General features: G+C 53.0%; 16 protein-coding genes. 11 read left to right on the top strand and 5 right to left on the bottom strand.

The genetic code is table 11. From position 1 onward, the window contains the following. The 6 genes from C162_RS08605 to C162_RS08630 all read left to right on the top strand — a co-directional run. Positions 1–513, top strand: a 513-nt coding sequence (locus C162_RS08605; RefSeq protein WP_156949580.1) for a DUF4430 domain-containing protein, incomplete at its 5' end; no start/stop codon positions are given. After that, a complete protein-coding gene (locus tag C162_RS08610; RefSeq protein WP_051493330.1) occupies positions 510–1454 on the top strand; it encodes an energy-coupling factor transporter transmembrane component T in 945 nt (314 codons plus the stop codon). The genes C162_RS08605 and C162_RS08610, both read left to right, overlap by 4 nt. Then, a complete protein-coding gene (locus C162_RS08615; protein WP_063828997.1) occupies positions 1370–3100 on the top strand; it encodes an ABC transporter ATP-binding protein in 1731 nt (576 codons plus the stop codon). The genes C162_RS08610 and C162_RS08615 overlap by 85 nt, the downstream gene beginning before the upstream one ends. After that, the gene (locus tag C162_RS08620; RefSeq protein WP_036693554.1) at positions 3076–3774 is read left to right on the top strand and encodes an ECF transporter S component; all 699 of its coding nucleotides are present in this window, start codon (positions 3076–3078) and stop codon (positions 3772–3774) included. Before C162_RS08615 ends, C162_RS08620 begins: the two co-directional genes overlap by 25 nt. A 136-nt stretch (positions 3775–3910) precedes the next feature. Beyond that, positions 3911–5620 (top strand): methyl-accepting chemotaxis protein, encoded by a 1710-nt coding sequence (locus C162_RS08625; RefSeq protein ID WP_036693556.1) that lies wholly within the window; start codon positions 3911–3913, stop codon positions 5618–5620. 125 nt (positions 5621–5745) lie between these two features. Beyond that, positions 5746–6873 carry a TolB family protein gene (locus tag C162_RS08630; RefSeq protein WP_036693557.1) on the top strand — a complete coding sequence of 376 codons (1128 nt, stop codon included), beginning with the start codon at positions 5746–5748 and terminating at the stop codon, positions 6871–6873. Positions 6874–6999: 126 nt separating this feature from the next. Here C162_RS08630 and qoxD read toward each other — a convergent pair whose 3' ends face one another. From qoxD to qoxA, 4 genes are read right to left on the bottom strand one after another with little or no spacing between them, the layout of a single operon-like run. Then, entirely contained in the window at positions 7000–7293 is a 294-nt protein-coding gene (qoxD, locus tag C162_RS08635; protein WP_036693559.1) for a cytochrome aa3 quinol oxidase subunit IV, read from the bottom strand. A 1-nt stretch (position 7294) separates the two neighbouring features. Next, entirely contained in the window at positions 7295–7891 is a 597-nt protein-coding gene (qoxC, locus tag C162_RS08640; protein ID WP_036693560.1) for a cytochrome aa3 quinol oxidase subunit III, read from the bottom strand. Then, positions 7888–9837: a cytochrome aa3 quinol oxidase subunit I gene (gene qoxB / locus C162_RS08645; protein WP_036693561.1), complete on the bottom strand. Its 1950-nt coding sequence runs from the start codon at positions 9835–9837 to the stop codon at positions 7888–7890. The genes qoxC and qoxB overlap by 4 nt, the downstream gene beginning before the upstream one ends. A 44-nt stretch (positions 9838–9881) precedes the next feature. Beyond that, entirely contained in the window at positions 9882–10898 is a 1017-nt protein-coding gene (gene qoxA / locus C162_RS08650; RefSeq protein ID WP_036693562.1) for a cytochrome aa3 quinol oxidase subunit II, read from the bottom strand. Positions 10899–11397: 499 nt separating this feature from the next. Here qoxA and C162_RS34270 point away from each other — a divergent pair, with 499 nt between their 5' ends. After that, positions 11398–12552 carry a polysaccharide deacetylase gene (locus C162_RS34270; protein ID WP_051493332.1) on the top strand — a complete coding sequence of 385 codons (1155 nt, stop codon included), beginning with the start codon at positions 11398–11400 and terminating at the stop codon, positions 12550–12552. A gap of 89 nt (positions 12553–12641) precedes the next feature. Here C162_RS34270 and C162_RS08660 read toward each other — a convergent pair whose 3' ends face one another. Further along, complete coding sequence (locus tag C162_RS08660) at positions 12642–13259, bottom strand: TetR/AcrR family transcriptional regulator (protein WP_036693564.1); 618 nt, start codon at positions 13257–13259, stop codon at positions 12642–12644. Between the two features lie 155 nt (positions 13260–13414). Between C162_RS08660 and C162_RS08665 the strand changes: the two genes are divergently transcribed. The 4 genes from C162_RS08665 (at position 13415) to C162_RS08680 (ending at position 18322) form a co-directional block, all read left to right on the top strand. Beyond that, positions 13415–14863 carry an MFS transporter gene (locus C162_RS08665; protein ID WP_063828998.1) on the top strand — a complete coding sequence of 483 codons (1449 nt, stop codon included), beginning with the start codon at positions 13415–13417 and terminating at the stop codon, positions 14861–14863. A gap of 190 nt (positions 14864–15053) precedes the next feature. Then, positions 15054–15443, top strand: coding sequence for a GntR family transcriptional regulator (locus C162_RS08670; RefSeq protein WP_036693565.1), 390 nt, complete (start codon positions 15054–15056; stop codon positions 15441–15443). Continuing rightward, positions 15436–16338 carry an ABC transporter ATP-binding protein gene (locus C162_RS08675; RefSeq protein ID WP_036693567.1) on the top strand — a complete coding sequence of 301 codons (903 nt, stop codon included), beginning with the start codon at positions 15436–15438 and terminating at the stop codon, positions 16336–16338. Before C162_RS08670 ends, C162_RS08675 begins: the two co-directional genes overlap by 8 nt. Then, entirely contained in the window at positions 16292–18322 is a 2031-nt protein-coding gene (locus C162_RS08680; protein WP_143804284.1) for a hypothetical protein, read from the top strand. Before C162_RS08675 ends, C162_RS08680 begins: the two co-directional genes overlap by 47 nt. Positions 18323–18446: the final 124 nt, after the last annotated feature.

Consider the following 18446-nt stretch of genomic DNA (forward strand, 5'->3'; position numbering starts at 1 on the left):
CAGCCAACGGCGGGCGTAAGCGAGCCCGCCAAGCCGGCGTCGCCAAGCGCAGCGGCGACGCAACCATCGGCGGCCACACCCAAGCCGCCGACCCCCAAGCCCGCTCCGGCGGCTACGGCCAAGCCGCCAGCCGCCACGCGCTCCCCGGCAGCCACGCCCAAGCCGGACAACGTGGTCACCCTCTCCATCACCGGAGATGAGGAGCATGGTGTGATTCTGGCCGCCGCCCAGTATGAGATCAAGAAGGGCGAGAGTGTGCTGGACCTGCTGAAGCGGATTACGCGGGGGCAGAAGATCCAGATGGAATATCAGGGCAGCAAGGCATTTGCTTACGTGGAAGGTATAGATAATTTGTACGAGAATGATCACGGGTCAGAGAGCGGGTGGATGTACAAGGTCAATGGAGAATTTCCGTCCAAGGCTGCGGGCAGCTGGATCGTCGAGCCCGGGGATACCATCGAGTGGCTGTATACGCTTGATCTAGGCAAAGACCTGGGGGCCAAAGCACCATGAGCAGCGGCTTCCGTTCCATGCATCCGGTAGTAGCCCTGCTGTATTATGCAGGGCTGCTGCTGTTCACTCTGATGATCTTCCATCCGTTATTTCTGGCTACAGAGATAGCCGGACTGCTGGTGTTGCTGCTATTGCAGGGACAAGGGAGGTTGCTTGTGCGCGGCTTGCCTTTTATGCTGCTGATGACAGCTTCCGTGGCCTTGCTGAACCCGCTGTTCTCGCATAGAGGAGCGCATATTCTGTTCTACTGGTTGGATCAGCCTATTACACTGGAAGCTGTGCTGTATGGACTGATGATGATGACAATGCTGCTAACCATTTTTATCTGGTTTATATCCTACAATTACACGGTGACTACAGATAAATTCATGTACCTGTTCGCGGCGGCTGCGCCGAGAACGGCGCTGCTGACGCTGATGGCCATCCGGTTCGTGCCGCTGTTCCAGCGGCGGCTGCGCCAGATTACGCTGATCCAGCGTCTGCGCGGGGTAGATACCGGTACGGGAAGCCTTAAGAAAAGAATGACTGACGGAATGACGCTGCTCAAAGTGCTGCTGACCTGGTCGCTGGAGGAAGCCCTCCAGACTGGAGACTCCATGTCAGCCCGTGGTTACGGCAGCACCAAACGCAGCACTTACACGATATACAAGGCCGATTTGCAGGATAAGCTGGTGATGCTGCTGTTAACCGTTAGCGGTGTGGTTACGCTGCTGTTCTGGGTGCAGGGCTACGGCAAGCTAGAGATCTATCCCCGGATGAGACCGGCGGACTTCGGCTGGCAGGAGGCCGTCATGTACGGCAGCTTCTGCCTGTTCGTGCTCATTCCTGCGGGGCTGGAAGGAAAGGAGAAATGGTTATGGAGATCCTCAAAGCACAGCAGTTATCCTTCCGATACCCTGAAGAAAACAGGGACACACTCCATGAGCTATCGTTCGTCATAGAAGAGGGTGAATTTGTCGTGCTCTGCGGCCCGTCCGGCAGCGGCAAAACCACCCTGCTGCGCCATCTGAAGCGGGAGCTCGCCCCGGTAGGTTCAACCAGCGGAACCTTGACCTACAAAGGGAAACCTCTATCCGGGCTTCCGGCAGCGGTGGCTGCCGGGGAGATCGGGATGGTCTTCCAGAACCCGGATGCACAGATAGTGATGGATACGGTCTGGCATGAGCTGGCCTTCTCCATGGAGAATCTGGGGCTACCGCCTGCTGTCATGCGGACCCGGCTGGCAGAGATCTGTGGCTTGTTCGGGCTGGAGCCGCTGCTTTACCGTCCGGTACATGAGCTGTCAGGCGGACAAAAGCAGCTAATGAACCTGGCCTCAGTGCTGCTGCTTCAGCCCAAGGTGCTGCTGCTTGATGAGCCAACCTCCCAGCTTGATCCCGTTGCTGCGCGGGAATTCATTATGGCGCTGCAGCGGCTGAACGAGGAGATGGCGGTCACGGTGATCATCAGCGAGCACAGGCTGGAGGAGGTGCTGCCGCTGGCTGATCGGGTGCTGATGCTGGAAGACGGCAAGCTGCTGGCAGATGCCGTTCCCCGCTTGTTCGCCCGGCAGACCGGCAGCGGGGCCTTGACCTCGGCTGGGCGTTACCTGTCAGCCGCTTCACGCCTGCACTTGTCGCTCTCTCCGGAGGCAGATTCGACTGCGCCGGAGAATATTCCGCTGACCGTGCGTGAGGGCAGACGCTGGATACATTCCCTGCTGGCTAGAACGGACGCTGCCGCAGGCTTAGAACTTGTTAATAACTTGAATAGTCCCGACGTACCAGCCCCCCTAACTTCCCGCGTAATACCTGCTCAAGGGGCGTCTTCATCCCCAATCCCCGCCGCATCGTCTCTGCTCACCTGCCGCGAAGTGACCTTCCGGTATGAGAAGGAGGGCCGGGAGGTCCTCAGGAAGCTCTCGCTGACACTCAAGCAGGGGGAGCTCCTGGCAGTCATGGGCGGGAACGGCGCAGGCAAGTCCACCCTGCTGCATGTGCTGAACGGGCTGATGAAGCCGCAGCGCGGCAAAATAGAGCTGGCCAAAGGCAAGACTACCGGCCTGCTGGCGCAGAATCCGCTGCTCTATTTCAGTTATGATACAGTGGCTGAGGAGTTACAGCATATGGGCAGCTACGCCGGGTTATCCCCTGAGGCAGCAGCAAGCCGGATTGAGGCTTTACTCGAAGTGTTCCAGCTCCGGGAGGTGCTGCAGAGTCATCCGCATGATCTCAGCGGCGGGCAGCAGCAGCAGACCGCGCTTGCCATGATGCTGCTCATGAAGCCGGATATTCTGCTGCTGGATGAGCCGACCAAGGGGCTTGATCCAGCCGCCAAAGACAGGCTGGCCGCCCTGCTTCAGCAATTGCGCGGGCAAGGGATCAGTATTCTTATCGTAACGCATGATGTAGAGTTCGCGGCTAGGCATGCTACGCGCTGCGCGCTCCTGTTCGACGGGGGAATTACGGCGGAGGGCACACCGGCTAAGTTCTTCAGCAGCAATTACTTCTATACCACGGCAGTCAACCGGATGGTGCGGGACTGGCTGCCGCAGGCATTGACCATAGAGGATGTGATTCGCGCATGGCCCGCTTCCGCGTACCGCTGATAATTGCCCTGGGACTCTTCATCGCCGGGCTTGCGCTTACCGCAGCATTCACTGACCGGCATTATGTACTGCTTAGCGTGGTGCTGCTGCTGGCTGCGCTCCTGCCGCTGTTCATCCGGCTGGAGCGCCGGCCGCTACAGTCCCGTGAACTCGTGCTGCTGGCGGTGTTGTCAGCCATCGCTGCGGTCAGCCGGATACCTTTTGCCGCGCTTCCCGGGGTGAAGCCTGTGTCGGCCGTTGTCATCCTCTCCGCTTATGTCTTCGGGGCAGAGGCGGGATTCGTCATCGGTGCAGTTGCTGCGCTGGTCTCCAATATTTACTTCGGGCAAGGGCCCTGGACGCCATGGCAGATGTTCGCCTGGGGCATGACCGGACTTACAGCCGGGTGGCTGCGGAGGAGCTGGCTATTGCGTAAGCGGGCCGGACTGCTGGTGTTTGGCTTCATCTGGGGGTTCCTGTTCGGCTGGATTATGAATATCTGGGTCCTGCTCAGTCTGCCGGATGCCTTTAGCTGGCGGCTGGTTGCCGTTACGTTTGCCGCAAGCTTTTATTTCGATCTGGCCCATGCCTTGTCGAATGTATTCTTCTTAGCGGTGCTGGCCGGAGGCTGGACCAAGGTGCTGCAGAGATTCCGCAAGAAATATGGCTTGCTTCAAGAGGGAATGGAATTATAATTAATAGATAGCGCTTTACTAAAACGATATTTTTCTTCTTTTTTCGACATTTTTTTTAGCAGGGCCATCAACAATTCGATGTTATTCTCCGATAAATAAGGTTACAGCTAGATTCGAGAAGGCGGGATAACGGGAAATGAGACATCTGAAGATTAAGCATAAAATGATTGTACTGATAGCGGTGGTTATCCTACTGCTGATCGGGATTGGAACAACAGGTATTCTGACGACAACCAGAATGGCGGACAGGTCTGAAGAGACGTACAGGCAGAACCTGCAGCCGATTTATTTCGTAACGGAGATCCGCGGGAATAACCGGGCAATTGAGTCTTTTCTGCTGGAGGATCTGATTACCACGGATGACGCCAAGAAGCAGGAGCTGAAGGCGAGAATTCAGGAGAACATCCAGACGAACAATGAGCTGATGGCCGAACTGAGGAACATTGAATTTAACAATGAGAAGATTGCTGCTTATGTGAACGAATATACCTTGCTGCTGCCGGACTACCGCTCACAGCGTGATAATATTATCCACCTGGCCGATAACGATCTTAACGACGAAGGGTATCAGGTGTTCACGGGCCAGACCTTTAATGAGCTGCGTGACAAAATGGTCAGGCTGCTTGAAGAGACAGCGACGTTATTCATTCAGGATGCGTCTGCCCATAACACACAGACCATAGAGAGTGCCAAGAGCTCTGTTACACTAAGCAGCGTTCTGATTGTGCTGGCCTTGCTGCTCAGTATTGTCCTCAGTATCATTATCACACGGCTGATTACAAGACCGCTGAAGGAATTGCAGGGGCTGATGAAGCGGGCGGAAGAAGGGGATCTGACGGCCTCTGCCGCTTACCGGTCCAGGGATGAGATCGGCCAGATTAATACCTCGTTCAATACCATGCTGGACGGCTTGAAAAATATGATGCGCGGCGTCTCGGAGAGCGCCGAGATTCTCTCGGCTTCCTCCCAGCAGATGAGCGCCAGTGCCGACCAGACCGCACACGCCTCACAGATGATCGCTGAGACCTCAGGCGAGATCGCGGCCGGATTCGATGTGCAGGCAGAGAGCATTACCCTTACTACGCAGTCTGTACGGACGATGTCTTATGAGATTGCCGAAGCCCGGCATAGCGGAAATGAAATGACACGCCTGATGGAACAGGCTGCCTCCTCCACGGAACGCGGTGTGTACGCAGTAGAGCAGATTCTGGCCCAGATGCGGGAGATTGACTCCAGTGTCTCGGCGAGCCGGCTGATTGTGGGCAACCTGGGCAGCCTGTCTGAAGAGATAAATACGATTATTACAACCATCAATGAGATTGCGACCCAGACCAATTTGTTGTCCCTGAATGCTTCTATCGAGGCGGCACGGGCGGGTGAGCATGGCCGTGGCTTCGCAGTAGTTGCCGGTGAGATCCGGAAGCTGGCGGAGGCTACCGGATCAAGCTCGCTGCAGATTACGGAGATCATTAACCATATCCGTCAGCAGACCGCCAGTGCCGTTGAATCGATGGAGCAGGGCTCCGGGATTGTCTCTCATGGCGTAGCACAGAGTGAAGTGGTATCGGAAGCCTTTACAGCGATCCAGACCTCCATTCAGGCGGCCAGTGAGCAGACAGAGCAGATTACAGAGGTTATCGGCCATGTCGCGCAAGAATCGGAGGAAGCAGCCAAGTCTATGTCGACGGTGAATGAAATCTCGCGCAAAGGCGCCGCAGACGTTCAGGGCACCAGCGAAGCAAGCCTGGAGCAACTGACCGCGATGGGAGAGATGTCCTCTTCCGCACAGTATCTGGCTACCCTGGCCGAGGATCTGCAGAAGCATCTGGCAAGGTTCCGGCTGTAACTGCTATAATAGACACGAGCCTGGCCCGATTCGGCCGAGGAACCCTGGAGATTCCCGGGCATCCTCAGCGGAGCCGGGCTTTTGAACGTATTATTATTATTAACCTCAGGGAGGCGGTCTCTATAATGAATAATCGAACATGGAAGCTGGCGGTAGTTCCAGCCTTGTTAATGACACTTGCAGCTTGCAGCTCGAATCAGGCTAGTACTCCGGCGGTTAGCCCCAGCCCGCAGCCAACAGCAGCTCCTGTAGAAGCGTCTGTCCAGCCGACGGAAGGGCCGAAGGCTACACCGGCACCTGCTGAAGCTGCTGGCGTAAAGGTTGGGGAAGTTAAGCAGTATGAGCAAATCGCGATTTCCGACTGGAAAGATGATCACACCATTGTCGTGTCCAAGGCGAACGATAAGCTTGGGCCGATCGCCTCGGGAGAGCTGAAGGGGTCTTATCCGCAGAGCCTGTATTTCTTCCATCTGGATACCGGCAAATACGATTTGATTACTGAGAAGGCGAACATGATGCTGGGGGATGCCAAGCTATCCGCCGATCAGTTGTTTCTGCTGTATAGTGAATTCTCCCTGGGCGATCCTGTCTACAATGTAATGGACCTGGGGTCCAAGAAGACCTTCACCATCAAGGGCGATACCATTGCCGGGGCAATGGGAGCCGAGTGGGCAGATAAGGATACAGTAGTGGGTCCAGCGTACAGTGGCGGCGCTTATACAGCGACTACTTCTATGAAGATTGCGCCGGTGGAGGGACTGGGCGGGGAAGGCCTGATTGTTGTAAGACAAATCAAGAATAAGATCTATTACACCAGTAATTCGAATGACTCGCTGCACACCCTGAACCTGAATACTAAGGAAAAGGCAGACCTAAATATTCCAGGTACCAGCAGCGTAAACCCTTCGCCGGACGAAGAACAAATGCTGATCCTGCAGTATAAGGAGAATACCCAGGCGCTGCTGCTCAGCGGCACAGACGGTAAGAATCCGCGGACCCTGGTGGAAGGCGCTGAACTTGGGTCCGTCTCCTGGTCTCCAGACCAACGTCTGGTCGCCTATAGTGTAACTATTGAGGAGAAGGGGACAACGAAGAATACCTTATATGTCTACGACCTGTCTTCTGATAAGTCCGTTCAGATTGCGGAGAGCAACGGGACGATGACCACCTCATGGAGCCCCAATGGCAAGCAGCTTGCGTATACGGAGCGGGATGACAGCGGCAGCAGCAGCAGTATAGTACAGTTAAAGTAGAACATCAACATGATGGCAATCTTTAAAATCCAAAAAAAGCGGTCCGCACCGGTAAATCTACCGGATACGGACCGCTTTTTTTATAGATTACTTGAAGGAGCATAACGCTCCTCTGCTTCTTAGGTGCTAAGCATACCAGCCCCATACGAAGATGAACAGGGTGCCGAAGATGGTGACCAGGGCCACGAACATGGCATATGCGATGTTGATATACAGTTCTTTTTTGGAATCGGCCGATTCTCCGATGTGCATGAACACAAACAGCTGCAAGGAAGCCTGGATTAGCGCTGTGATTAGCAGCACCACCATATTGGCACTGGAGGACAGGTCTCCATAAATAACAATCAGTGCAGCGGCAGAGAGGACCAGAGAGGCTACATAACCCATCACATGCTTAATTGGGAATAGTTGCTTCATCATGTCACATCAGTCCTTTCAGGTAGACGAAGCTGAAGATAAAGATCCAGACCACGTCTAAGAAGTGCCAGAACAAGGAGAAGATGAACGTTTTGTTGGCGGTAGCGGGAGTAATGCCGCGCTTCCACAGCTGAATCATAATGCCAATTCCCCACAGCAGGCCGAAGCTGACGTGAAGACCATGCGTTCCCAGTAGTATGAACAGACTGGAGAGGAAGCCGCTGGTCTGCAGGGTAGCTCCTTCATGCACATAAGTGAAGAACTCGTCGATTTCGATACCGACAAAAGCAAGACCCATCACCAGCGTAATCGCCATGAAGACCATCATAGCTTTCTTGTAGCCATGCCGCATGGCATGGACAGCCAGACCGATAGTGAAGGAACTCGACAGCAGGAGGAAGGTCTCCATCAGCACCGGGCCGATCTCGAACAGCTCGCTGCCGCTCGGTCCGCTGGCATAGCGGTTAACCATTACGAAATATACAGTGAACAGCGTAGCGAAGAGAGGGATCTCGGCTCCGAGAAAGACCCAGAAGCCGAAGATCTTGTTACTATTCTCTTCCGTTGAATATTCGAGCGGCTTGGACGCATCTATTTTCATACAGTCTCACCCCGCATCAGTTTCTTTTCTGTAGCTATAACCTCTTCTACAGGAATGTAGTAGCCTTGGTCCTTATCGAAGGACATGAAGGCCAGCACGACCAGGATTCCAATTCCGGCAACAATCGCCGGAATCCACATGCTGAATACCAGGAAGAAGCCAAGGAAGAAGAAGACTACACCCAATATGAACGGCTTGCCGGTATTGCTTGGCATATGAATCTTGGTGTATTTGGTGTCTGTATACAGCGGGATATTCTCCTGCTTCGCAGACCATAGAGCATCACGCGTCTCAACCTTAGGCACAATCGCAAAGTTGTAGAGCGGGATCGGGCTATGCGTAGCCCATTCGAGCGTCCGGCCATCCCAAGGATCGTTGGTTGTATCTCTTGGCATGTAGCGGGTACTCCAGTAAATATTGTAGACCAGGATCACGAAGCCGATGGCGAGACCGACAGCCCCGACGAAGCTTAGCATATTGAGCGGACCGAAGCCTGATTCCTTAGAGTAAGTGTACAGACGGCGTGTCATTCCCATCAGTCCCAGGAAGAACATTGGGAAGAAGGTTACGTTAAAGGAAATGATGATCCACCAGAAGGCATGCTTGCCCAGCCGTTCGTTCAGGCGGAAGCCGAACACTTTAGGGAACCAATAGTGGAACCCGGCGATGACGGCGAACACAGCACCCGGAATCAGCACGTAGTGGAAATGCGCAACCAGGAACATCGTGTTGTGATACTGGTAATCGGCGCTGGCCATCGCCAGCATGACGCCCGTTACCCCGCCGATCGTAAAGATCGGGATAAAGGCCAGTGTATACAGCATCGGGGTCGTGAAGGTAATCCTGCCCTTTCGCAGGGTGAATAGCCAGTTGAATATCTTGACCCCGGTAGGTACAGCTATGGCCATCGTTGTTATCGAGAAGAAGCTGTTGACCATGGCACCTTGACCCATCGTATAGAAATGGTGCGCCCATACGAGGAAAGACAGGAGCGAGATGATCAGCATACTGAATACCATGGAGGTATAGCCGTACAGGTTCTTCTTCGAGAAGGTGGCGATAATCTCACTATAAATACCGAACGCCGGAAGGATTACGATATAGACCTCCGGATGTCCCCAGACCCAGAACAGGTTGGCCCAGAGCATATCCATCCCGCCGTTGGCCATCGTGAAGAACTGGGAGCCGAAGAGGCGGTCGAACATCATCATCGCCAGCGCTACGGTAAGAACCGGGAAGGCAAAGACAATAATAACGTTGGTGATCAGTACGGACCAGGTGAACATCGGCATCTTCATCAGCGTCATGCCTGGTGCGCGCATTTTGAGAATTGTTACGATAAAGTTAACCCCGGTGATCAGCGTGCCGATACCGGATATTTGCAGAGCCAGAGAGTAGTAGTTGTTCCCTACGGTCGGGCTGAATTCAAGACTCGCCAGCGGGAAGTACGCTGACCAGCCCGCATCCGGCGAGCCGCCGATGACGAACGAAATGTTCAGCAGCATGGCGCCCATGAAGAAGAGCCAGAAGCTGACGGCGTTCAGCCGCGGGAAGGCAACGTCCCGTGCACCGATCTGCAGTGGAATGATTACGTTCATCAGACCGATGATGAACGGCATGGCCATGAAGAGAATCATGATCAGACCATGGGTGGTGAAGACCTCATTGTAATGCTGCGCATCGAGGAATTTCATTTCCGGCGCAGCCGTCTGCAGACGCATCATCATCGCATCTACACCGCCGCGGAACAGCATCAGCAGCGCCGCGAGGATGTACATGATCCCGATTTTTTTGTGGTCAACCGTGGTCAGCCATTCGCGCCACAGATAGCCCCATTTCTTGAAATAGGTAAGCCCTACGAGAATCCCGATGGTTGCCAGTGCAATACTGATCATGGCCCCGTATATCAAGGGTTCGCCGTGAACCTTAAATTTGTCTAAATCCATTAGGGTAGCTCCTTTCAGTGTGTTGCATTAAGCTCTTCAGAGAGCTAGTGTCCTTCGTGTGTACTTTCATCCACAGGGGAGCTTGGCAGCGGCTGATCGACTTCCGGATCAGGCTTGCTGTCGAATTCCGTTCCGCTGGACGGCTCGGGAGACGGATGAATTTCCTTGTTATCCTGATGCTCCTGATTGCCGTTGTCCATATCCATCTCCTTGCCGCCGCCGCTCATATGCTCGCCGTGGTCTCCAGGAGGCGGGCTGAACTCCAGATGGGTGGAGGAATACGTTTTGCGTCCGAGATAATCCGTGGCCAGCAGGCCCTTGAATTCTTCCTCAGTCAGCTTAGGCGCAGTTTCCTTCACTTCCTTCACCCAGTCCTCGTAACCCTTGTTACTCAGGACAAGCGCTTCGAATTCCATGTGGGCGAAGCCTTTACCGCTGAAGTTAGCGTTCTTTCCGATATAAGAGCCTTCTGTATCAGCGGAGAGATGAAGCGTTGTCAGCATGTCGCTCATGGCGTACTTTTGGCCGGCAAGCTGTGGAATCCAGAGACTGGTAATGGTGCCGAATGAGTACATTCTGAATTCTACCGCACGATGCACCGGCATATTCACGTAGTTAACCGTCTCGATCCCTTCCTCAGGGTAGCTGAAATGCCATTTCCAGTTGGAAGAGGAAGCATAGATGACCAGCGGAGTCTGATCTTGATAGTCCGCAGCCACATTCTCCACTTCGTTAGTCGTCTTGACGGTAACAACGGACAGGAAGGCTACGATGATAATCGGAATGATAATCCAGATGGCCTCCAGTACCTTGTTGCCTTCCTCATGTTCAGGGATGTAGCCCTCATTACTCTTCTTCGCACGATATTTCACCAGTACAAAGATATACAGAATGTAGACAACAGCCAGAACCCCGAGCATTACAAGAATAGAGAGCAAGATGGTGTCAGATAACGTCCTTGCAGACGGCCCCTTCGGGTTCAAAACAGCGATTGAGCTGCATCCCGGCAGGAGAAGGATCAGGCTTAAAAACAAAGCGTATAACGGTCCCTTTTTTTTCATATAGAACTCCTTCCTTCAATACTACTTTTCATTCGCCGTTCATTAACGGGAGTACATTGATCTGTATCTATAGTAAGAACTACTTACCCATAATGCAAAATACATATTTTGTATAAAAGTATAAAAAAGACCTTAAAAATGGCGAACAAGTTAAATATGTGTGATCAAATTGTTACAACTCCCTAAGGGTATGATAAAGATCACTGTAGTGGCGCACTTTAGCTAATTTTAAGGTTGTTCAATTTTTGTTCAAAATATCGATATTGTTATTAATATTGTCACAATTATTCTGCGCCAAAAACCGCTGATTTAACCGTGTAACGCTTGCTGTGACAGCATTCGACGAGATTTGCGTGCTTTCTGAAAATGTTGGCGAACCCTCATTTATCATTGCACAAGAGTAACAATTTTTTAGCTTCCGGTTACAATCTCTCAAATTACGTTGAAAGTATATATGATAAAGTAATAGATAAATATACATAGATTGGAGACTGCTGCTGTGCGTATCAAGAAAATTCTGCTCTTATTCATGTCTTTATTCCTAATCATGGGGCTTGTGCAGGTCCCGGCTAATGCTAAAGGTGATAGCGCTATTCTTAAGCTCGGAGTCAACGATAAATTAAGTAAGGTTGAAGCTGTTTCCGTAAAAGGCACCTATTATGTACCGCTGCGTGCACTTGCGGATGAGCTGAAATGGACCCTTACCGGAATGACGGACGGAATTCAAGTAGCCGGCGGAACGGGTTCGCTTACCCTGCTGAGCAAGGACGGAGGTGCCGTGCTTAAGGATGGCACTACTGTGCCTATGAGCACTTTCGTGCAGGACGGCAAACTCATGGCTCCGCTGAAGGTTAGCGGGTACCTCGGGTATAGCATTTCCTACGCGGGAGATAAATATTTACTTCGTGTGAAGGACGGCTCGGCGCAGCTTACCGATGCAGTGTTTACCGATAAATATGCTGCCGACCTGAAGCCGAAGGCTCCAGTGGCTCCAGTGACTCCTGCCACTCCCGTTACACCCACTGAGCCGGGCAAGCCGGGCCGGACCGTATACCTGACCTTCGACGATGGCCCGTCAGCGACGACTGGTGAGTTGCTGGATATCCTGCACAAATATGACGTACAGGCGACCTTCTTCATGCTGGGGAACAACATGAATGAGCATCCCGCCCAGGTAAAGCGGATTGCTAAGGAAGGCTATGGCTTAGCGCTGCATGGTGTGACCCACCGCAAGGAGAAGTTCTATGCCTCTCCTGCAGCGGCGCTTGCCGAGATGTCAGGGGCCAATGCAACATTGAAGAAGCTGACGGGAGTAAGCACCCCACTGATCCGTACGCCATACGGAAGCAAGCCCTATTTCACCAAGTCCTTCCGCGATAAAGTCCTGACGCAGGGATACCATCTCTGGGACTGGAACGTGGATTCCTATGACTGGAAATACAAACAGAACAGCGACAGAATCTATAACACCGTGATGGATCAGGTGAATAAGCTGAAGGCGTCCAAGACGAATCCGGTAATTCTGATGCATGACCAGAAGGCTACACTCAAGGTGCTGCCGCGTATTCTGGAGAAGCTGAAGAAGGAAGGCTATACCTTCAAGCTCATTACGAAGGATATGGAGCCGCTCAATTTCTGGAAGGATAAACGCTGATCCGCAAGGGTCAATAAAGAAAGAGCAAGCTGCGGGGTACCTGCAGGCTTGCTCTTTTTTTGAGGAAATGTATAGAGAAAAGGCAGTTGTTACTTATACAGATATTGCACCAGCATATGAACCAGCTCTGACTTCAGCCGGTCCACAGCGATCCGCTGCGGCGAGAAGGAGATAAAGTCTACAATCGCGCTCACTGACTCGAACACAATGATCGAAGCTGCCTCCGTATCTTCGGTCTTCAGTTCATCCTGTCCCATCTGAAGATAGGTCAGCGTCTTGAGCCGGCCGGACTCGTACTGGGCATCCATCAGCTGCTTGATAGCCTCATCGCTGTGATACATAATATTCAGATCCTTATGGTACCCGATAAATGCCTTATGCGCGAGCAGAAGCGTGTCTATCAGATGCAGGATCAGGTCCGTACGTTCAATCGTATTGAAATTAATCTCTGCCATCGACCGCTCGACCTCGGCCATCAGCTCATCCCCGTACATGTGGAGCACCTCAATAAATACGGACCTTTTATCCACAAAATAGGAGTAGAAGCTCCCGGTCGAGACCCCGGCTGCCGCTGCAATCTCCTTCGTATTCGTCTGATAGAAACCCTTGTCCGAGAATAGTTGCATCGCGGCCCGGATAATGGCTTCCTTCGTTCGTATACTGCGCTCCTGCTGCGGAGTTCTAATCTTGTCCTCTGTTTCACCCATATCGTAAGGTCCCCCTCATAGTACAGATTGTAGTGGAGTGGTTTTTCGCTGTCAATAAAAGTTGAACCGGAGTTCATTTTTCGATTGACAAATATGAACTATGGTTCATATAATTTGAATATGAACTCTATTTCATATTTCAGGAGATGATCGATATGGGGATTGGGATGCGCAGAGCTTTATCCTTTACGGCGATTGTGCTGGGCTTTTTCATGGCGCTGCTCGATACAACCATTATTAATATTGCCCTGCCGGAGATGACCCGCCAGTTCGGGGGGAGTGTGTCGCAGGTATCCTGGGTGATGAACGGCTATAACCTGGCATTTGCCGTATTCATCCTGACTGCCTCGCGTCTGGCCGATCAATTCGGACGGAAGAAGGTATTCCTCATTGGCGTGGGGGTGTTCACACTGAGCTCTCTGCTTGCCGGACTCTCCACTTCACTTGGCATGCTGATTCTGTTCAGGGTCATTCAAGGCTTGGCGGGAGCCATTATTGTGCCGGTTACAATTCCGCTAAGCACCACCACCTTCCCCAAAGAAATGCACGGGCTGATTATAGGCATATGGGGAGCCGTCTCGGGAGTGGCTGCGGCAAGCGGTCCGGCACTTGGCGGAATACTGACACAGAAGCTGAGCTGGGAGTGGATTTTTTTTGTGAACGTACCGCTTGGGCTGCTGAGTATAGGGCTGACCGCTATGTTCATTCAGGAGTCACGGGATGATTCAGCAGGGCGGTCCATAGACTATGGCGGAATGCTGGGGATTACAGGCGGGATGTTCTGCATTACATATGCCCTGATTAAAGTGCAGGATTACGGCTGGAGCTCGCGCCCGTTCCTGGGACTGATGGCTGCGGGGGTGCTGTGTTTGGTGTTCTTTTTTCTTACGCAGTCTAAGGGGAAGGAGCCGATGCTGCCCCTGTCCCTGCTGAAGATCAGGGCCTTCAACAGTACCTCGGTATCGATGATCGTGCTGGGGGCGGCGCTGATGAATATTTCGCTGCTGACCTCCTTTTATCTGACCCGGGTGATGGGGGTGTCGGAGCTGAGGGCAGGGCTGGTCCTCTCAACTATGGCCTTAGGCTCCATCGCCAGCTCGGCTGTATCCGGGCCGCTGTCTGCGAAATACGGCAGCAGTCTGTTCGCCGCAGCGGGAATGGTGCTGATTGGCGGTGCCACCTATTCCATGAGCGGACTTGAGGCCGACTCTACGCTGGGTGCGGTGATGCTACGGCTTGCAGTGACCGGCTTTGGCGTGGGGCTCTCGATGGCACCAGTGATGTCATCGGCGATCCGGGTCGTTCCTGAAGACAAGGTGGGCATAGCTTCGGGAGTGACTAATATGGCGAAGGCGCTGGGGAGTGTACTCGGCGTGGCTATCATCGTCACTGTGCTCCAGCATAATACAACCCGGGAGCTGAGCGCGGCGAACTCCGCAGACGCAGAGGCCGGGACCGTGGCAATAAGACAGCAACAGGCGGCTGTGGATGCGTTCAGTCAGACCTATAAGTTCGCAGGCTACCTGCTCCTCCCGGGTATAGGCGCTGCCCTGTTCAGCGATGAACGCAGACAGCGGCGTAGCAGCAGCGTTCATGTTCAATAGAAGAGTCCCACTAAGCAATCATAACCCCCATCTGTCCAGGGCAGGCAGGTGGGGGTTATTTGCGTGATACGCTGGAACTAGACAGAGTAAAAGTTAATGATTGACATTAATTCTTATCTGTATTAATAATAGTAGTACAGTTAACACAGTTGAACAGCCGGATCACAGGTCCGAAGAAAGGAGGACTGTCATGTTCGAGTTGGATGTACGCAGCCGCAAGCCGATCTATGAGCAGCTGACCGACAAGGTGAAAGAGTTGATTATGCATGGTATTCTGCGGGCGGATGAACAGCTGCCTTCGGTGCGGGCGTTATCCTCGCAGCTTACAGTCAATCCCAATACGATTCAGAAAGCCTACCGGGAGCTTGAGCGTGAGGGGTATATCTATTCGCTGCAGGGCAAGGGCAACTTCGTAGCCGCGCTGCAGCAGGGCCAAAGTGAGAGCAAACGGGCAGAGCTGAAGGAAGAACTGCTGCGGCTGATGGCAGAAGCAGTCTACCTTGGGTTCACGGAGACGGAAATCAGTTCCCTGTACCGCCAGGCGCTGGATATGAGAAGAGAGGAGAGCAGCCATGATTGAGATACGCGGAGTGAACAAGATTTTTCAGGAGGAAAAGGCTGTGAACGGCCTCTCGCTGACGGTACCCAAAGGGGCCATCTACGGATTGCTGGGATCTAACGGAGCAGGCAAAACCACGCTCCTGAAGATGCTTGTGGGCATCTATCGTCCAGATACAGGGAGTGTCAAGGTAGGCGGGCAGCCCGTCTATGAATCACCGGAGGTCAAGCGAAGTCTGTTCTTCATGCCGGACAGCCCGTACTTCTTCCCGCAGGCTACGATGAAAAGTATGGCGGAATTCTACCGCTCAATCTATACAGGGTGGAGTCAAAAAAGATACGAGGAGTTGGTTACAGTGTTCCGGCTCGATCCCCGGCGCAGACTCAGCCGCTTCTCCAAAGGGATGCAGCGGCAGGCCGCCTTCCTGCTGGCGCTTAGCTGCAAGCCGGATGCGCTGATTATGGATGAGCCGATCGACGGCCTGGACCCGGTGATGCGCCGCCAGATCAAGAATCTGCTGTTCCAGGAAGTCGCCGAGCGCGAGCTTACCGTGCTGATCTCCTCGCATAATCTGCGCGAGATTGAGGATCTGTGCGACCATGTCGGCATTATGCATGAGGGCCGGATGCTGGTGGAGAAGGATCTGGACGATCTGAAGGCCGACACGCACAAGATTCAGGTCGCTTTCCGTGACGTACGTCATGCGGCGGCGCTGGAATCCAAGCTGCAGATCCTCCATCAGGAGCAGCGGGGAAGCGTTAGCCTGTACATTGTAAAAGGAGAGCGGGAGCGGATCAGTCAGGCTTTTCATGTCTATGACCCGTATGTGTATGACCTGCTTCCGCTGACGCTTGAGGAAATCTTTATCTATGAAATGGGGGATGCCGGTTATGACGCGCAGCCGATTATTCTGTAACAGCAGCATTATCCGCCAGAACCTGCGCCAGTATGGCTGGATTGGAATTTTGTACACACTAGCACTCTTATTCATACTCCCGCTGCAACTGTTCATTAATGGAGAAGGGCTAAAAGAGCCTGTCGTATTAGAGGGACTATTCGATCTTGGCATGGACATTCCGGTAATCCTTATTCCTTTTCCGATCATCACCGGATTGTTCCTGTCCCGTTATCTACAGTCCAAAGGCTCCTCCGATCTGATGCACAGCCTCCCGCTGCGCCGCTCGCATCTGCTGTCTTCCTATACGCTGAGCGGTCTGCTTCTGCTGCTGCCGCCCATCTGGATTACAAGTGTGGTTACGATGCTGGTCCGCCCGCTGGAGAGCAATATGTATATCTATCACGGAGCGGAGGTCTGGCAGTGGTGTCTGACCCTTACTGTGCTGACCCTGTTCCTGTTCGCGTTCACGATGTTTGTCGGGATATGCACGGGGCAGACCATTCTGCAGGGAGTGGTGACCCTCATTCTGTTAGTCCTCCCTGCGGCAATGTTAATGTTTATAGATATGCATCTGAACAGATATTTGTATGGGTACCCGGATAGTATAGGATCGAGGGAATCCCTGAAGGATTGGGCGCCGATGCTGCGGATTGCAGATATGTCTTATAGCCCATTTAGTCCTACAGAGCTATGGGTGTATGCTCTACTGTTTGCAGCCTTTTTAACGCTCTCCTTCGTGCTATACCGTAAGCGCCACAGTGAGAAGGCTGGACAGGCAATGGCCTTCACCTATTTCGACCCGCTATTCAAAGCAGGGGTGATGCTCTGCAGTATGCTGCTTGCGCTCAGCTACTTCGGCAGTATCAAGCAGGGAACAGGCTGGATCGTCGGCAGTGTCGTCGCCGGAGGGGTAATCGGTTATATTCTCGTAGAGATGGTTCTCCGCAAAACCTGGCATATCCTGAGCCGCAAGCTGCCGCTTGAATTGGCAGTATATAGTATCCTGCTTGGGTTGCTGCTCTATGTTCCTGTATCCGGCTTGACCGGATATGAGACCCGGGTTCCGGCCTCCGGGAAGGTGAGTGCAGTATTCGCCGGTGGTAATTATGCAGACCTGATGCAACGCCCATTCGGCGCTCAGAGCGCTGCACCTGCGGAGGAGGTTGATATCTATTCCAAGGACGCGAAATATATTGAAGCTGTAACCGCATTGCACCATGCTGTCGTAACAGCCAAGCCTGATCAGGGGCAGGCCATGTGGGATTATGTATATCTCCCCCGCCATCCTTTCACGCTATCATACCAGCTGAAGAGCGGAGGGACGCTCATGCGGACCTATCTGGTTCCGTCAGCGGGCTTCGAGCCGGAGTTGAAGGCGGTCATGGGACATGCGGACTACAAACGTGAGCGATATCAGATCTCCCGGATGAACAAGAACATAGAAAGTATCCGGATGAGCAATCTGGATAAGGCCTTCAGTATTTCCGATCCGCAAGAGGTGAAGGAGTTCAAGGACATCCTGATCCGTGAGCTGCTGAATATGTCCTATAAGGATCAGGTCTCGGATCAGCGGTCACGGGCTTCCATTCAGGTTATTCAAAAACCGGATCAGAACGGGTTTCAGGCTCAATACACTTATAGCTGGTATCCTACCTACCATGAATTAGGGGCTTGGCTGGAGCAGGAGGGATATGCGGATAAAGTCAAAATTACCGTAGCGGATGTCGTGTCCGCCGAGATGTTCAGGGATATGAATCACAATAAGCTGCCACCCGGGCGGATGTATGATCCCGAGACCCGTCTGGAGTTAGCCCGCAGCGAGAAACGGGCGGTCATGGTCACAGACAAGACGCTCATTAACGGTATTCTGGAGCATCGCCGCAATTACAACCGCAGAGAGGGAGGATATGCGGTGAAGATAGTGTATAAGAATGATTCATCTAGTTATATTTCGCTGGATGAGCAGGAGATGTCTCCGGCGCTGAAGGCTCTTCTTCCTTAGTCAGTTTAATCTATTACAGTAAATCAACGGTCTGTTCCCCTCGTTAACGGATGCATATCCTTTGCGGGGGGATTTCTTTGTTGTATTGGGAAGTTAGTGCCGGTGCCAGGTCAGTGCCAGTGTT

This window comes from Paenibacillus sp. FSL R7-269 (assembly GCF_000517865.1).
In the GTDB taxonomy this organism is placed as follows: Bacteria; Bacillota; Bacilli; order Paenibacillales; family Paenibacillaceae; genus Paenibacillus_AQ.

Coding starts and splice junctions, on each gene's coding strand:
- C162_RS08610 (WP_051493330.1), top strand. CDS start 510: ATGAGCAGCGGCTTCCGTTCCATGCATCCGGTAGTAGCCCTGCTGTAT.
- C162_RS08615 (WP_063828997.1), top strand. CDS start 1,370: ATGGAGATCCTCAAAGCACAGCAGTTATCCTTCCGATACCCTGAAGAA.
- C162_RS08620 (WP_036693554.1), top strand. CDS start 3,076: ATGGCCCGCTTCCGCGTACCGCTGATAATTGCCCTGGGACTCTTCATC.
- C162_RS08625 (WP_036693556.1), top strand. CDS start 3,911: ATGAGACATCTGAAGATTAAGCATAAAATGATTGTACTGATAGCGGTG.
- C162_RS08630 (WP_036693557.1), top strand. CDS start 5,746: ATGAATAATCGAACATGGAAGCTGGCGGTAGTTCCAGCCTTGTTAATG.
- qoxD (WP_036693559.1), bottom strand. CDS start 7,293: ATGATGAAGCAACTATTCCCAATTAAGCATGTGATGGGTTATGTAGCC.
- qoxC (WP_036693560.1), bottom strand. CDS start 7,891: ATGAAAATAGATGCGTCCAAGCCGCTCGAATATTCAACGGAAGAGAAT.
- qoxB (WP_036693561.1), bottom strand. CDS start 9,837: ATGGATTTAGACAAATTTAAGGTTCACGGCGAACCCTTGATATACGGG.
- qoxA (WP_036693562.1), bottom strand. CDS start 10,898: ATGAAAAAAAAGGGACCGTTATACGCTTTGTTTTTAAGCCTGATCCTT.
- C162_RS08660 (WP_036693564.1), bottom strand. CDS start 13,259: ATGGGTGAAACAGAGGACAAGATTAGAACTCCGCAGCAGGAGCGCAGT.
- C162_RS08665 (WP_063828998.1), top strand. CDS start 13,415: ATGGGGATTGGGATGCGCAGAGCTTTATCCTTTACGGCGATTGTGCTG.
- C162_RS08670 (WP_036693565.1), top strand. CDS start 15,054: ATGTTCGAGTTGGATGTACGCAGCCGCAAGCCGATCTATGAGCAGCTG.
- C162_RS08675 (WP_036693567.1), top strand. CDS start 15,436: ATGATTGAGATACGCGGAGTGAACAAGATTTTTCAGGAGGAAAAGGCT.
- C162_RS08680 (WP_143804284.1), top strand. CDS start 16,292: ATGAAATGGGGGATGCCGGTTATGACGCGCAGCCGATTATTCTGTAAC.